This window comes from Vibrio sp. Vb1018, assembly GCF_033338775.1.
Classification (GTDB): Bacteria; Pseudomonadota; Gammaproteobacteria; order Enterobacterales; family Vibrionaceae; genus Vibrio; species Vibrio alginolyticus.
This window is the reverse complement of the sequence record NZ_JAWOTI010000014.1, coordinates 61,639-76,900: the sequence shown is the minus strand read 5'-3', so window position 1 is coordinate 76,900 and position 15,262 is coordinate 61,639. Positions and strand designations below refer to the sequence as shown.

The window sequence follows — 15,262 nt, the reverse complement described above, 5'->3', positions numbered from 1 at the left end:
GCGTCCTGGAGGATTCGAACCTCCGACCGCCTGGTTCGTAGCCAGGTACTCTATCCAGCTGAGCTAAGGACGCGCAGATCTTCTTGCTAAGAAGTTGTGAAGTAAATCACATTCATTTCTTACGAAACAAAAAAAAGGCCATCGGGCCAGTCAATGAATGGCGGTGAAGGAGGGATTCGAACCCTCGATACGGGATAAACCGTATACTCCCTTAGCAGGGGAGCGCCTTCAGCCTCTCGGCCACCTCACCGTTTTCATTGTTATATCTCAAAAGAGATATGGCGCGTCCTGGAGGATTCGAACCTCCGACCGCCTGGTTCGTAGCCAGGTACTCTATCCAGCTGAGCTAAGGACGCACTTTTTGTTGATAAATCAACGTTGCAAGAATGGCGGTGAAGGAGGGATTCGAACCCTCGATACGGGATAAACCGTATACTCCCTTAGCAGGGGAGCGCCTTCAGCCTCTCGGCCACCTCACCGTCTTGCGGAGGCACATATTACGTTTTACCGAAAATATGTCAAACACTTTCTTTGAAAAAATCTACGAAACTGGCTTAACCGTTGCTGATTTAATCAAAGTGACTATTAAACGAACTTTATCACTCTATTATGATGAAAAAAAGAGAGTCTTCTCTGAAAAAAAGACATTTATTTTCAAATAACTTTCTGAAGTTCGAATCAACATTATTGATGAATTCACAGCCATACTCAACACAATAGTTTCTGCAAATTTTCAAAAACAGTAAAAACTAAAAAGGCCAACCCTTCGGTTAGCCTTTTTCATTCAAACTAAGCTCTGTAAACAGGAGCGACTTAGTAGTTACCTGAAGCAACGTTGCCATTGCCTTTTTCAGCTTGAATGCGCATGTAGATTTCTTCACGGTGAACTGAAACCTCTTTCGGAGCGTTAACGCCGATACGCACTTGGTTACCTTTAACACCTAGTACAGTTACAGTCACTTCATCACCAATCATCAGTGTTTCGCCTACGCGGCGAGTCAAAATTAGCATTCTTTGCTCCTTGAGTAATCTCTAAATTTTCTTGCTACAAAGCTATTATCCAACAAAAGTTATATTTTCGTAAACTACCTTGTTAGCGAAAATCAGCCTAAAAAGGCATGTTTTTGTTGAATGTTTAATGCTTCACTAGACGTAATGTAAGCATCATGCAGAATGTTTGCTGCTGTATCCACACATTCGGGTGCTAAAACTAGCATCATAGTGAGTGTATTCGTTGCGCTGAAATTGATCTCAATATCTCGCTTTGCCAACAAATCGCATGCGTGCTCTACCATTCCATTGGCCTCAAGCCCCACTGCGGTCAACAGGCTTACCACTTCACTATTACGGATTTTGTCGCTGAACACCAGATCGAACTTGGCACATGCATCTTGTTTTATCATGATACCTGCCCGTTCTGTTTCCTCGATCACACTCCAAATGTCGATACCCAACATCTGACATTGTTTTGTAGCACTAGATAAATGTTCTTTATCGACTTCGATTATGGCAAGGTCACGTTGAATGGCTATACCAGAGACGGCTTGATTGCCTAACTCCCCCTTTACCAGACTGCCTTCATTAACATCAAATGTCGAAAGCACGCGCAGTGGCACATTATTCTTCCATGCAAATTGCACTGAAGGTAAATGTAATACTTTCGCGCCTCGGCTTGCCATCGCTTCCATGGAAGGAAAATCGATAACCGCCAATTTTCGCGCGTTTTTCACTACACGTGGGTCACAAGTATAAATACCATCAACGTCGGTAAAGATTTGACACTCATCAGCGCGCAATGCGCCTGCCAGTGCCACTGCGCTCGTATCTGAGCCACCTCGACCTAATGTGGTGATATCCCCGTTCTCATTCACACCTTGAAAGCCTGCAACAATCACGATTTGGTCTTGCTCAAGCAATCCCAGAATTGTCTTAGTATCAATGTGTTTAATCGTTGCGTCATTGTGTTGATTATCCGTCACAATATTCGCCTGTGCTCCGGTAAGCGAGCGTGCAGCATGACCCAATTTATTGAGTGTCATTGCTAACAGTGCCATTGACACTTGCTCACCAGCAGAGAGCAAAACATCAAGTTCTCGAGCTGTAGGCACGCTATCTATCTGTTTAGCGAGGTCCATCAGTCTGTTTGTTTCGCCTGACATTGCAGACACGACAACAACAACTTGATTGCCATCATTTTTCGCCTTAATGATGTGTTCAGCAACTTGGTGGATTCTTTCAATTGAACCCACTGAGGTTCCGCCAAACTTTTGCACGATAAGGGGCTTTTTCACCAGTCTTCACCTTCCCAAGACCGAAGTCTCTTTAGAACTGCTTATATCGTCAGTATTTCCTTTTAGAAAAATTATATAAGCAGTAGTTACAACAAAAACCAAATAGCCTAAATGACTCGGTTAACTTTTGGTCAATTAAACCACTTGGCTGCTAAAAAAAAAATTACGCTCAATCAAAGAAACTTGATTGAGCGTAATTTTAGTAGTTAAAAGCTTATAAGCGCTCTTCTAACCAAGGCTGAACTGTTTTAATTGCCTCTGGTAGTGCGGCTACATCAGTACCACCAGCTTGAGCCATGTCAGGACGACCACCGCCCTTACCACCGACTTGCTCAGCAATCATCTTAACTAGATCACCAGCTTTTACTTTACCAGTTAGATCTTTAGTCACACCAGCAATCAGGCCAACCTTGTCACCTGTTACGTTAGCAAGCAGTACGACACCAGACCCCATTTGGTTCTTAATGTCATCAACCATAGTACGTAGGTTCTTGCTGTCAGCGCCTTCAAGAGCTGCGACTAGAACTTTTGTACCATTGACTTCAACCGCTTTGCCCATGATGTTAGCGCTTTCTGCTGCCGCCATCTTATCTTTTAGCTTCTGCACTTCTTTCTCTAGCGCTTTTGCTTTCTGTGCAGATTCTGCCAGTTTCTCTTCGTACTTCGCGTTTTGAGCTTCAATCGCGTCTAATGCAGCCTCGCCTGTTACCGCCTCAATACGTCGAATACCTGCAGCAATGCCGCTTTCTGAAGTGATTTTGAATAGGCCAATATCACCTGTGCTTGATGCGTGAATACCACCGCAAAGCTCTGTCGAGAAGTCGCCCATAGATAGTACGCGTACTTCGTCGTCGTACTTCTCGCCGAATAGAGCCATTGCGCCTTTCTTCTTAGCAGACTCAATGTCCATCACGTTGGTTTCAATCGTGTGGTTGCGACGAATTTGCGCGTTAACTAGGCGCTCAACTTCTTTCAACTCTGCTGCAGTTACGGCTTCTAGGTGTGAGAAGTCGAAACGTAGGTTGTCTGCCTTCACCAATGAGCCTTTCTGCGTTACGTGCTCACCTAAAACTTGGCGTAGTGCTGCGTGTAGCAAGTGCGTTGCTGAGTGGTTTAGAGAGATAGCTGCGCGACGCTCTGCGTCAACGATAGTTGCTACTTCATCACCTTTCGCTAGAACGCCTTCTGCCATTACACCGTGGTGCGCGATTGCGTTACCTAGTTTTTGAGTGTCCTCAACGCGGAATACACCAGACTCAGTACGGATTTCACCAGCGTCACCACACTGACCGCCTGACTCTGCGTAGAATGGTGTTTCACCAAGTACGATGATTGCTTTGTCGCCCGCAGATAGCGAATCTACTTCGTTGCCTTCAACGAACATCGCTGCTACAGAACTAGAGCCTTTAGTACCTGTGTAACCACAGAATTCTGTTTGCGTATCAACTTTGATTGCTGCGTTATAGTCAGTACCGAAGTTACCCGCTTCACGCGCACGTTGACGCTGCTCTTCCATCGCTTTCTCGAAACCTTCTTCGTCGATTGCGAACTCACGCTCACGTGCTACGTCGTTAGTTAAGTCAGCTGGGAAGCCGTAAGTATCGTAAAGTTTAAATACGGTTTCGCCGTCTAGTACTTTACCGTCTAGGTTATCTAGTGCTTCGTTTAGAATCGCCATACCGCGCTCAAGTGTACGACCAAAGTTTTCTTCTTCGATACGCAGTACTTTTTCAACCACAGCTTGTTGACGCTTCAGCTCTTCACCAGCCGTACCCATGATGTCAGCTAGAACGCCAACCAACTTGTGGAAGAATGCACCTTGTGCGCCCAGCTTGTTACCGTGACGAACTGCACGACGGATGATACGGCGTAATACGTAACCTCGACCTTCGTTTGAAGGCATAACACCATCCACGATCAGGAATGAACATGAACGGATGTGGTCAGCGATAACGCGTAGTGATTGGTTTGATAGGTCTTCGTAACCGATCACTTCTGCTGCTGCTTTGATAAGAGCTTGGAATACATCGATTTCGTAGTTTGAGTGAACGCCCTGCATGATTGCAGAGATACGCTCGATACCCATACCAGTATCTACCGATGGTTTTGGTAGCGGTTCCATAGTGCCGTCTGCGTGACGGTTGAACTGCATGAATACGTTGTTCCAGATCTCGATGAAACGGTCACCATCTTCTTCAGGCGTGCCAGGACGGCCACCCCAGATGTGCTCACCGTGATCGTAGAAGATTTCAGTACATGGACCACAAGGGCCAGTGTCGCCCATTTGCCAGAAGTTATCAGACTCGTACGGCTTGCCGCCTTCTTTATCACCAATGCGAACAATACGATCAGCGGGTACGCCAACTTTCTTGTTCCAGATGTCAAACGCTTCGTCATCGGTTTCGTAAACAGTTACCAATAAACGATCCGCTGGCAGTTTAAGAACTTCGGTTAGGAATTCCCAAGCAAAGGAGATCGCATCTTCTTTGAAGTAATCGCCAAAGCTGAAGTTGCCTAACATTTCAAAGAATGTGTGGTGACGAGCAGTAAAGCCAACATTTTCTAGGTCGTTATGTTTACCACCAGCACGTACGCAACGCTGAGCCGTAGTCGCTCGAGTGTAGGCTCGTTTTTCTAAGCCTAAGAAACAATCTTTAAATTGGTTCATACCTGCGTTTGTGAACAGCAGGGTTGGGTCGTTATGTGGAACTAACGATGAACTTTCTACGATTTGGTGTCCTTTGCTCTCAAAGAACTTGAGGAACGCGTTACGAACCTCATCAGTGCTCATGTACATGCAGCTCTTCCTGAAAATAGTCGAGTTAGAATTTTGCCGTATTGTAGATCATGCAAACAGCTGAGACTAGTTTTCTTGAGGAAAAGAGGGAGTAGGAGAAAAAATTTGAAGCAAAACAAAAATCAGCGCAATTGGATCAACGCTAATCTTGGTCTTCAAAGGCAAGCGCATAGCTAATTTGGTCGAAACTGTAGCCTCGGTATTGTAGAAAACGGACTTGTTTTGCGTATTCTTTTTGGTCCTTGGCTTTGACGCCTTTGAATTTCTTTTCTGCCGCCTGTTTAGCCAGTTCAAACCAATCTTGCGGCTCTTCAGCCATAGCTTGCTCAATCACCGATTCCGCAACACGCTTCTGGTTTAACTCTTGACGAATTCGACGCTCTCCATGTCCTTTGTATACATGCTGTCTAATTTGACTCTTCGCGTAACGTAAATCATCTAGATAATTATGGTCTAGGCAAAAATTAATTGCGATGTCGATGTCTGATTCTTCATAGCCCTTCATCGATAATTTTTGGTAAAGCTCATACTGACCATGATCGCGACGGCTAAGCAATTGGATAGCTGCCTCTTTGCTCGATAATGTTGGCGCCTGGCGTTTTTGGTACATGATGATCCTAAAAGTATTTTTGCTGTACAGGCTCTCAATGGCCTTTGTGATAATTCGATTTTTGATTTCAATAGATACAACAAAGCCCCGCATTGCAGGGCTTTGTCATTTATTAATCTATGAGAGATTAAAACTCTTCAGCTTGCTCTGGCGCTTCACCAGCTTCAGGCGCTTCCGCAAGTGCTGGCGCTAGCAACATTTCACGCAGTTTTGTATCGATAGTTTTAGCCACTTCAGGGTGCTCACGCAGGTAGTTACACGCATTCGCTTTACCTTGACCAATCTTATCGCCATTGTAGCTATACCAAGCACCGGCTTTTTCAACTAACTTGTGCTTCACACCTAGATCGACAAGTTCACCTTCGCGGTTAAAGCCTTGGCCGTACATGATTTGTGTGTTTGCTTCTTTAAATGGTGCTGCAATCTTATTCTTAACAACTTTGATGCGCGTTTCGTTACCTACGACTTCGTCACCTTCTTTGATTGCGCCAGTACGACGGATATCTAGACGAACAGAAGCGTAGAACTTAAGTGCGTTACCACCTGTTGTTGTTTCTGGGTTACCAAACATCACACCAATCTTCATACGGATTTGGTTGATGAAGATACACATACAGTTAGACTGCTTTAGGTTACCCGTTAGCTTACGCATTGCTTGAGAAAGCATACGTGCTTGCAGACCCATGTGGCTATCGCCCATTTCGCCTTCGATTTCTGCTTTCGGTGTTAGTGCTGCGACAGAGTCGACAACCATAACATCGATAGCACCAGAACGTGCAAGTGCGTCACAGATCTCTAGCGCTTGCTCACCTGTGTCTGGCTGAGAAACTAGCAATGCATCGATATCAACGCCAAGTTTCTTCGCGTATACAGGATCTAGAGCGTGTTCTGCATCGATAAACGCACAAGTTTTGCCTTCACGTTGCGCAGCAGCAATAAGCTCAAGTGTTAGCGTTGTTTTACCTGAAGATTCTGGGCCGTAGATTTCTACGATACGACCCATTGGTAGACCACCAGCACCCAAAGCGATATCAAGAGAAAGAGAACCAGTTGAGATGGTTTCTACGTCCATTGCGCGGTTATCACCAAGGCGCATGATAGAGCCTTTACCGAATTGCTTTTCAATTTGACCTAGCGCAGCGGCGAGCGCTTTCTGTTTGTTCTCGTCCATTACTTTCTCCGATTTATTCATCTTCTTTGGGCGACGAATAGTAATTCATTTTTCTTAAGCAGAAGAACTGCTCAGCAATGAAAGTTATTATACTGTTGATTCATACAGTGTCCATACCTGTATGAAAAAAATTTGGCTGACCTAAAGTCGTGATTTGCTCTAGCCCTTATCAATGCTGGGCTAAAACAATTTAAGAAATTCTAGAGTAGATGTTGATACAATTGAGTCAGCGCATGCTCGACCGCTTTTTTGCGAACTTCTGCACGGTCACCAGAGAAATGCATGGTTTCGACTTGCTGCCAACTTTGGTTATCAGCAAAAGCAAAGCAGACCATGCCGACTGGTTTCTCTTCACTGCCACCACCCGGCCCTGCAATACCACTGATGGACACACCGATGGTGGCATTGGAGTTTTTAATTGCACCCTGTACCATTTCAATCACAACGGGTTCGCTCACCGCACCATGAGCTTCCAACGTTGAAGCTTGTACACCAAGCATCTCCATTTTGGCTTCATTACTGTAAGTGACAAACGCCCGGTCAAGCCACGCAGAACTGCCAGCAATATCAGTAATAGCAGTTGCAACACCGCCACCCGTGCATGATTCTGCCGTCGTTAAAAGATGCCCGTGTTTAGCCAATAATGCGCCTAAATCGGCACTCAATTTTGTTGTTTTTTCCATAGCCAAAATGCCCTTTGTCTCTTTTTACTTGATAGGGATTCACGTATCCTAAGCCGCTACGGAAATAAACAAAAGAACTTACCTGTGAAAGCTGAACAAAAACACACTCCGATGATGCAGCAATACCTCAAGCTAAAGGCTGAGAACCCAGAGATTTTGCTGTTCTACCGCATGGGCGATTTCTACGAACTCTTTTACGATGATGCCAAGCGAGCTTCTCAGCTTCTTGATATTTCATTGACCAAACGTGGTGCGTCTGCAGGTGAACCTATCCCAATGGCGGGTGTGCCATTTCACGCCGTAGAGGGCTACCTGGCAAAACTTGTTCAGCTTGGTGAGTCTGTGGCGATCTGTGAACAGATTGGCGATCCGGCCACCAGCAAGGGCCCGGTAGAACGTAAAGTTGTGCGTATCGTGACACCAGGTACTGTGACGGATGAAGCGCTGCTTTCTGAGCGTGTCGATAACTTAATCGCAGCAATTTACCATCACAACGGTAAGTTCGGTTATGCGACGCTGGATGTCACCTCTGGTCGCTTCCAACTGACAGAGCCAGAAACTGAAGAAGCGATGACAGCCGAGCTTCAACGCACTGCACCACGTGAGCTACTGTTCCCAGAAGATTTTGAACCTGTACATTTAATGGCGAGCCGCAATGGTAACCGTCGTCGCCCAGTCTGGGAGTTTGAGCTTGATACGGCTAAGCAACAACTCAATCAACAATTTGGCACAAAAGATCTGGTTGGTTTTGGTGTAGAACATGCGTCCTTAGGGTTATGTGCTGCTGGTTGTTTGATCCAGTACGTAAAAGATACTCAACGTACGGCTTTACCTCATATTCGCTCTTTAACGTTTGATCATCAGGATCAATCCGTCATCCTTGATGCTGCTACCCGACGTAATCTGGAAATTACTCAAAATCTAGCAGGCGGAACCGATAACACGCTAGCTGCAGTACTCGACCATTGTGCAACTCCGATGGGCAGCCGAATGCTGAAGCGTTGGTTGCATCAGCCTATGCGTTGCATTGAAACGTTAAACAATCGTCTTGATGCAATTGGTGAGATTAAAGAACAAGCTCTGTTTGCCGATCTTCAACCAACGTTAAAGCAAATTGGTGATATTGAACGCATCTTAGCGCGCCTTGCATTACGCTCTGCTCGCCCTCGCGATATGGCTAGACTTCGCAATGCCATGCAACAGCTACCAGAGCTAGAATCTGTCACCGCTTCTTTGACCCATCCGTACCTAACGAAATTGGCGAAGTATGCAGCTCCGATTGACGAAGTATGTGACCTGTTAGAACGCGCGATTAAAGAAAATCCGCCGGTTGTTATTCGTGATGGTGGCGTCATCGCTGAAGGCTACAATGCGGAGCTCGATGAATGGCGAAAATTGGCAGACGGTGCAACAGAATATCTTGAGCAGCTTGAGCGAGATGAGCGTGAACGACACGGTATCGATACGCTTAAAGTAGGCTATAACAACGTTCATGGCTTCTTTATCCAAGTGAGCCGTGGCCAGAGCCATTTGGTTCCACCGCATTATGTACGTCGCCAAACACTCAAAAACGCTGAACGCTACATCATCCCAGAGCTTAAGGAACACGAAGACAAAGTACTTAACTCGAAGTCTAAAGCGTTAGCACTTGAGAAACAGTTGTGGGAAGAACTGTTTGATCTATTGATGCCAAACCTTGAGAAGCTGCAAAACCTAGCTTCTGCTCTGTCTCAGCTAGATGTATTACAAAACCTAGCAGAGCGTGCAGATTCGTTAGATTACTGCCGCCCAACGCTTGTGAAAGACGCAGGAATTCACATTCAAGCTGGCCGTCATCCAGTCGTAGAACAAGTAACAACAGAGCCGTTCATCGCGAACCCAATTGAGCTTAACCCAGCCCGGAAGATGTTGATCATCACCGGTCCAAACATGGGTGGTAAATCAACCTACATGCGTCAAACTGCGCTGATTGCATTGATGGCACATATCGGCTCTTATGTACCGGCAGAATCCGCACAGATTGGTTCTTTAGATCGTATATTTACTCGTATTGGTGCATCAGATGATCTTGCATCTGGCCGCTCGACCTTCATGGTAGAAATGACCGAAACAGCCAATATTCTTCACAACGCAACTAAGAACAGTTTGGTGCTAATGGATGAAATCGGACGCGGTACTAGTACTTACGACGGTCTGTCTTTAGCTTGGGCAAGTGCGGAATGGCTCGCAACACAAATTGGTGCGATGACCCTATTTGCAACTCACTACTTCGAATTAACAGAGTTACCGAACCAACTGCCAAACTTAGCGAACGTTCACTTGGATGCCGTAGAGCATGGAGATAGCATTGCCTTTATGCACGCAGTTCAAGAAGGTGCGGCAAGTAAGTCTTACGGTCTGGCTGTTGCGGGCTTAGCAGGCGTACCAAAAACGGTCATCAAAAATGCGCGTAACAAGCTATCTCAGCTAGAGCAACTGGGGCAAAACAGTGACACACCACGTCCAAGTGCAGTAGATGTGGCTAACCAGTTGAGCCTGATTCCAGAGCCTAGCGAGGTCGAACAAGCTCTGTCAGGTATTGACCCTGACGACTTAACGCCACGCCAAGCTCTTGAAGAGCTGTATCGCTTGAAGAAGATGCTGTAAACAGACTCACACCGACGAGCAAAAAAGAAAAAAGGCTATGGGGAACCATAGCCTTTTGTGTATCTAGTGAAATACGGATTATTTAATCGTCTTCTACGTTAAACAAGTTTTCCATATTCAAACCTTGTTTGATTAGGACTTCACGAAGACGACGTAAACCTTCCACTTGTATTTGACGTACTCGCTCACGTGTCAGACCAATCTCTCGACCAACTTCTTCCAGCGTCGAAGGCTCATAGCCTAGTAGGCCGAAGCGTCGTGCAAGCACTTCTTTCTGTTTCGGATTCAACTCTTCTAACCAATGAATCAACGATGATTTGATGTCGTCATCTTGAGTCGAAACTTCTGGATCAGAGTTGTTTGCATCAGGAATAATATCCAGCAGCGCTTTCTCACCGTCACCACCGATTGGCGTGTCGACAGAGCTAATACGCTCATTAAGGCGTAACATTTTGCTTACGTCTTCGACTGGAATATCTAATTGAGCAGCAATTTCTTCTGCGGTCGGTTCGTGATCGAGCTTTTGAGAAAGTTCACGCGCAGTACGCAGATAAATGTTCAGCTCTTTCACTACATGGATAGGTAGACGGATCGTGCGAGTTTGGTTCATCAACGCTCGCTCTATCGTTTGTCGGATCCACCACGTTGCGTAAGTAGAGAAACGGAAACCACGTTCTGGGTCGAATTTTTCGACCGCTCGGATCAAGCCGAGGTTACCTTCTTCAATCAGATCAAGTAGTGCTAGACCACGGTTACTGTATCGACGAGAAATCTTAACAACCAAACGTAGGTTACTTTCGATCATACGTTTGCGTGCCGCTTCGTCGCCACGTAGGGCGCGTCTTGCGTAAAGCACTTCTTCTTCGGCAGTAAGTAAAGGTGAGAAGCCAATTTCGCCCAAATACAACTGAGTTGCATCTAAGCTTTTACTGCTCGCGTCAAATTCTTCACGCGCAGTCGCTTTGCTTTCTGTGGATGATGATCTTTCGAGTTCGTTATCAATGGTCTTCACTGACGCATTATCAAATGCAAACTCTTCAACTTTGGTTACTGTGTTGCTGATACTCATAACGCCTCCCCCTGGCGAGTTAGCAAGACATGACAACTCAATATGTCGCTAAATGATGTCGCAAGTTGTTTTTCAAAGTTTTAAGGCAAATAGCGTTTTGGATTCACTGATTTACCTTGATAGCGAATTTCAAAGTGTAGTTTGACCGACTTTGCACCTGAACTACCCATGGTGGCGATTTTTTGTCCGCTTTTTACGCTTTGTCCTTCTGTGACCAGCAGTTTGTCATTATGTGCGTATGCGCTTAAATAATTGTCGTTATGCTTTACTATAATTAAGTTGCCATAACCTCGTAGCGCATTGCCTGAATAAACGACTGTGCCGGCTGCGGTTGAAACGATAGGTTGACCACGCTGTCCTGCGATGTCGATACCTTTATTTCCCTGTTCTCCCGCCGAAAAGTTCTTGATTACTCTCCCTTTTGTTGGCCACAACCACTTTGAGACTTTATCACTCTTTGCTGTGGTAGTTGGCGCTTTTCGCTTCACTTTTTGGTTATCTTTTGAACCAACATACTCCTTTGTTTTCGATTGTTCAACCTTCTTTGGAGGCTGTTTTTGTACGACTTTAGGCTTAGTCTCTGTAGGTTTTTGACTAGAGTTTTTACTCGAAGGTTTAGGTTTAGAGGCTGTTGATGTTTTCGTCACTGGAGCTGGGGGGGGCGTAACAACAGGAGCCACAACGGGTTCAACTTTTTGACCATATTTAGGGGCGACATATTTCGGAGCCCAAAGTTTTAGCCTCTGTCCTGGGTAGATAGTGTAAGGCTGAGTTAACTCATTGTAACGAACAAGATCATTTACATCTTTATCTGTGACATAAGCTATGAAGTAAAGCGTATCGCCTTTTTTTACCTCATAATAACTCCCTCTGTAACTCCCTCTTTCAAGGCTTGAATAGTCTTTTTTTAGGCTAGAGACAGGTGCAGGGGAATGCGCTGCACAACCAACTAGTCCTGCAGCAAACACAAAGCTAATACCAATATGACGTAGTAACTTATTCACCTATCCCCAACCCTTAAGCTAAATCACCCGCAACCAGAGGTACGAACCGAACCATTTCTACAACGGTAGAGAGATATTCGTCTCCCTTACGCTCTATTTTTAATAACTGTTGCTCCGTATCTCCAACAGGAATGACCATTTTGCCGCCATCTCTTAATTGTGAGAGAAGAGCTTGGGGAATCACTTCAGCGGCAGCGGTAACAATGATAGCATCGAAAGGACCTCTCGCTTCCCAGCCCTGCCACCCATCAGCATGCTTAGTTGAAACATTGTAAATATCCAATTGCTTCAGGCGACGCTTTGCTTCCCATTGCAACGATTTAATTCGCTCAACGGAGTATACATGATCAACAATTTGCGCCAGTACCGCGGTTTGATAACCCGATCCCGTTCCGATTTCCAGAACACGACTCGCCGGCTCTAGCTCAAGCAACTCGGTCATACGCGCAACGATATAAGGCTGAGAAATAGTTTGTCCCTGACCAATTGGTAACGCATTGTTATCATAGGCTTGGTGCATCATCGCTTGAGAAACAAAGCTTTCTCGTGGCAAGCGTTGGATAGCATCCAGAACTCTTTGGTCTTTGATGCCACTGGAGATAAGAAACGCTATCAACCTGTCAGCATGTGGGTTACTCATTACTTCTCTTCCTTTAACCAACTATCCATAGCACGCAGCGACTCGTGAGCGGTGAGATCAACTTGCAGAGGCGTCATTGAAACTCGGCCATGCTCAATTGCATAAAAGTCCGTGCCCTCTCCTGCATCTTGCTCCTTTCCTGGTGGCCCTAACCAATAAATGTCATGGCCTCTCGGATCTTTCTGCTTGATCATATTCTCTGCGTGATGACGTGCACCTAAACGCGTAACTTCAATTTCACCTAAATTCTCTGATGGTAAGTCAGGTACGTTTACGTTCAGTAGACGATTCGTTGGAATCGGCGACGCTAAATGCTGTTGTACAATTTGACGTGCAATTTTAGCGGCGGATTCGAAATGTCGCTTACCCACTAGAGAAAAAGCCACCGACTGAACGCCAAGGAAATGACCTTCCATGGCGGCTGCTACTGTTCCAGAATAAAGAACATCATCACCCAAATTAGCGCCATGGTTGATTCCTGACAGAACAAGATCAGGCAAATCATCTTTCATTAGCTCATTCAGCGCGAAATGCACACAATCCGTGGGCGTGCCTTGCACTGAGTAGATATTTGGGGCAATTTCAGTCACGCGTAATGGTTGTTCTAATGTGAGTGAATTCGAAGCACCTGAACGATTTCGATCAGGTGCGACAATGGTCACTTCGGCGATATCTCTCAACTCATCAGCGAGGGCATGAATCCCTTGAGCATGAACACCATCATCATTGCTGATTAAGACCCTTAAGGGCTTCGGGTTTCGTGAATCCTGTTCCATTAGTATTCTCTTTCTACTTCAACCTCATTAACTAACTCACGAACAATAGAGGTCGCAAAAGATCCCGCATCCAGTGAGAAAGTCAACGTAATGTTGTTACCTTCAACCGTCCAAGCTAAATCTTTTGGCTTCAGCGCAATATCGCGACGGTCGTGGCGCATGCGATTACCACGAATCAGCGCCATGAGGTCAGGCTCTTCGTCTAAAAACGGTTGCTCTAATGCCAGAGCCTCGGCTTGAGTAGGCAGTGCATTATCGCCAGCAAGCGCAGCGGTAATTGCCGCTTCACCTCGCGCAAATTGCACTTGCAGAGCAGCTATGTTGTTTGCATCAATCAACTGAGTGCCAGAATTCGTCTGTGCAATGTCACCATCAATGAACTTATCAAACACACCATTCTCTAGACGAGCTGAAACGATGCGGTTGAAAATCCACGAACGAGCCGCTGATAAATACATGCTGCGCTTGTTTTGATTGCGGGTACGAACGTTTTCGCGTCCCCATCGACGTGCTTCTTCAAGGTTGTTACCATCGTTACCAAAACGCTGACTACCAAAGTAGTTTGGCACGCCAACTTGTTTCACTTTTTCAAGACGTTGCTCTACATCCGCTATATCTGTCACTTCAGACAAAGTAACCACGAACTCGTTCCCTACTAGGTCACCAGGACGCAGTTTTTTATTGTGACGATCTGTTGCAAGGATTTCGATACTTGGGTATTGAGCCAAAAACGCTGAAAAATCTGGCGTTTCACCTTTTGGTAAATGGACACTTAACCACTGTTCCGTCACCGCATGACGGTCTTTAAGACCCGCCCAGCTAACGTCTTTCGACTTAACACCACAGGCTTTTGCTAACTCGTTAGCAACGAAGCTGGTGTTCTCGCCCGTTTTACGGATACGAACCATTAGGTGCTCGCCTTCGCCCGTAAAGGCAAAACCTAAATCTTCGCGAACCTGAAAGTGCTCTGGCTGCGCTTTGATTTTTGCCGATGCAACTGGCTTACCCGTTAGGTAAGCCAATGAAGATAAAATGTCTGACATGATGTGTTTCCGCTGATATCACAGCTTAGAAGAGCAAATTGCTAGTTATTGCTTAAACAGAAGTACAACGGCTTCCGTTGCAATACCTTCTTTGCGTCCGGTAAAACCGAGACGTTCTGTCGTCGTCGCTTTTACGTTGATGTTACTAATGTCGGTTTCTAGATCTTCGGCAATTGCCGCACACATTGCGTCAATGTGTGGTGCCATTTTAGGCGCTTGTGCCATGATGGTTACATCAGCATTGCCAAGGCGGTAGCCTTGCTCTTTGACTCGACGGTAAACGTCTTTCAGTAGTTCACGACTGTTTGCGCCTTTCCATTTATCATCCGTATCTGGGAAATGACGACCAATATCGCCGGCAGCAATCGCGCCCAGCAGAGCATCCGTTAACGCATGCAACGCTACATCGCCGTCTGAGTGTGCAATCAAACCTTGCTCATAAGGGATTGCTACACCACCAATAATGACTGGGCCTTCACCACCGAATTTATGTACATCGAAACCATGACCAATTCGAATCATTTTCTATCCT

13 protein-coding genes and 4 tRNA genes are annotated in these 15,262 nt (G+C 45.8%); 1 reads left to right on the top strand and 16 read right to left on the bottom strand.

What is annotated here, in order from left to right; genetic code table 11:
• From R7Z10_RS15420 to pncC, 10 genes are all read right to left on the bottom strand, one after another.
• A tRNA-Arg gene (locus R7Z10_RS15420) sits at positions 1-73 on the bottom strand.
• 85 nt (positions 74-158) lie between these two features.
• Positions 159-250: transfer RNA gene (locus R7Z10_RS15415), tRNA-Ser, on the bottom strand.
• A gap of 29 nt (positions 251-279) precedes the next feature.
• Positions 280-356, bottom strand: a tRNA-Arg gene (locus R7Z10_RS15410).
• Positions 357-387: 31 nt separating this feature from the next.
• A tRNA-Ser gene (locus R7Z10_RS15405) sits at positions 388-479 on the bottom strand.
• A 334-nt stretch (positions 480-813) separates the two neighbouring features.
• A complete protein-coding gene (gene csrA, locus R7Z10_RS15400; RefSeq protein WP_004415691.1) occupies positions 814-1,011 on the bottom strand; it encodes a carbon storage regulator CsrA in 198 nt (65 codons plus the stop codon).
• A gap of 92 nt (positions 1,012-1,103) precedes the next feature.
• Complete coding sequence (locus R7Z10_RS15395) at positions 1,104-2,291, bottom strand: aspartate kinase (RefSeq protein ID WP_318105219.1); 1,188 nt, start codon at positions 2,289-2,291, stop codon at positions 1,104-1,106.
• A 214-nt stretch (positions 2,292-2,505) separates the two neighbouring features.
• Complete coding sequence (gene alaS / locus R7Z10_RS15390; RefSeq protein ID WP_005380872.1) at positions 2,506-5,088, bottom strand: alanine--tRNA ligase; 2,583 nt, start codon at positions 5,086-5,088, stop codon at positions 2,506-2,508.
• 142 nt (positions 5,089-5,230) lie between these two features.
• Positions 5,231-5,698, bottom strand: a complete 468-nt coding sequence (gene recX / locus R7Z10_RS15385; RefSeq protein ID WP_025768848.1) for a recombination regulator RecX — start codon at positions 5,696-5,698, stop codon at positions 5,231-5,233.
• A 127-nt stretch (positions 5,699-5,825) separates the two neighbouring features.
• Positions 5,826-6,869 carry a recombinase RecA gene (gene recA / locus R7Z10_RS15380; RefSeq protein WP_005380874.1) on the bottom strand — a complete coding sequence of 348 codons (1,044 nt, stop codon included), beginning with the start codon at positions 6,867-6,869 and terminating at the stop codon, positions 5,826-5,828.
• A 200-nt stretch (positions 6,870-7,069) separates the two neighbouring features.
• Positions 7,070-7,552, bottom strand: a complete 483-nt coding sequence (pncC, locus tag R7Z10_RS15375) for a nicotinamide-nucleotide amidase (RefSeq protein WP_130545006.1) — start codon at positions 7,550-7,552, stop codon at positions 7,070-7,072.
• Between the two features lie 84 nt (positions 7,553-7,636).
• Between pncC and mutS the strand changes: the two genes are divergently transcribed.
• Positions 7,637-10,198 carry a DNA mismatch repair protein MutS gene (gene mutS / locus R7Z10_RS15370; protein WP_033907432.1) on the top strand — a complete coding sequence of 854 codons (2,562 nt, stop codon included), beginning with the start codon at positions 7,637-7,639 and terminating at the stop codon, positions 10,196-10,198.
• An 82-nt stretch (positions 10,199-10,280) separates the two neighbouring features.
• On the opposite strand, the gene rpoS is transcribed toward mutS, so the two are convergent.
• The 6 genes from rpoS to ispF form a co-directional block, all read right to left on the bottom strand.
• A complete protein-coding gene (rpoS, locus tag R7Z10_RS15365) occupies positions 10,281-11,267 on the bottom strand; it encodes an RNA polymerase sigma factor RpoS (protein ID WP_005380887.1) in 987 nt (328 codons plus the stop codon).
• A gap of 80 nt (positions 11,268-11,347) precedes the next feature.
• Positions 11,348-12,271, bottom strand: a complete 924-nt coding sequence (locus R7Z10_RS15360) for a peptidoglycan DD-metalloendopeptidase family protein (protein ID WP_318105217.1) — start codon at positions 12,269-12,271, stop codon at positions 11,348-11,350.
• Positions 12,272-12,284: 13 nt separating this feature from the next.
• The gene (locus R7Z10_RS15355) at positions 12,285-12,911 is read right to left on the bottom strand and encodes a protein-L-isoaspartate(D-aspartate) O-methyltransferase (protein WP_005380892.1); all 627 of its coding nucleotides are present in this window, start codon (positions 12,909-12,911) and stop codon (positions 12,285-12,287) included.
• Positions 12,911-13,687 (bottom strand): 5'/3'-nucleotidase SurE, encoded by a 777-nt coding sequence (gene surE, locus R7Z10_RS15350; RefSeq protein WP_005380894.1) that lies wholly within the window; start codon positions 13,685-13,687, stop codon positions 12,911-12,913. The genes R7Z10_RS15355 and surE overlap by 1 nt, the downstream gene beginning before the upstream one ends.
• Positions 13,687-14,730, bottom strand: coding sequence for a tRNA pseudouridine(13) synthase TruD (truD, locus tag R7Z10_RS15345; RefSeq protein ID WP_005380895.1), 1,044 nt, complete (start codon positions 14,728-14,730; stop codon positions 13,687-13,689). The genes surE and truD overlap by 1 nt, the downstream gene beginning before the upstream one ends.
• 45 nt (positions 14,731-14,775) lie before the next feature.
• Positions 14,776-15,252, bottom strand: a complete 477-nt coding sequence (gene ispF / locus R7Z10_RS15340) for a 2-C-methyl-D-erythritol 2,4-cyclodiphosphate synthase (protein WP_005380896.1) — start codon at positions 15,250-15,252, stop codon at positions 14,776-14,778.
• Positions 15,253-15,262: the final 10 nt, after the last annotated feature.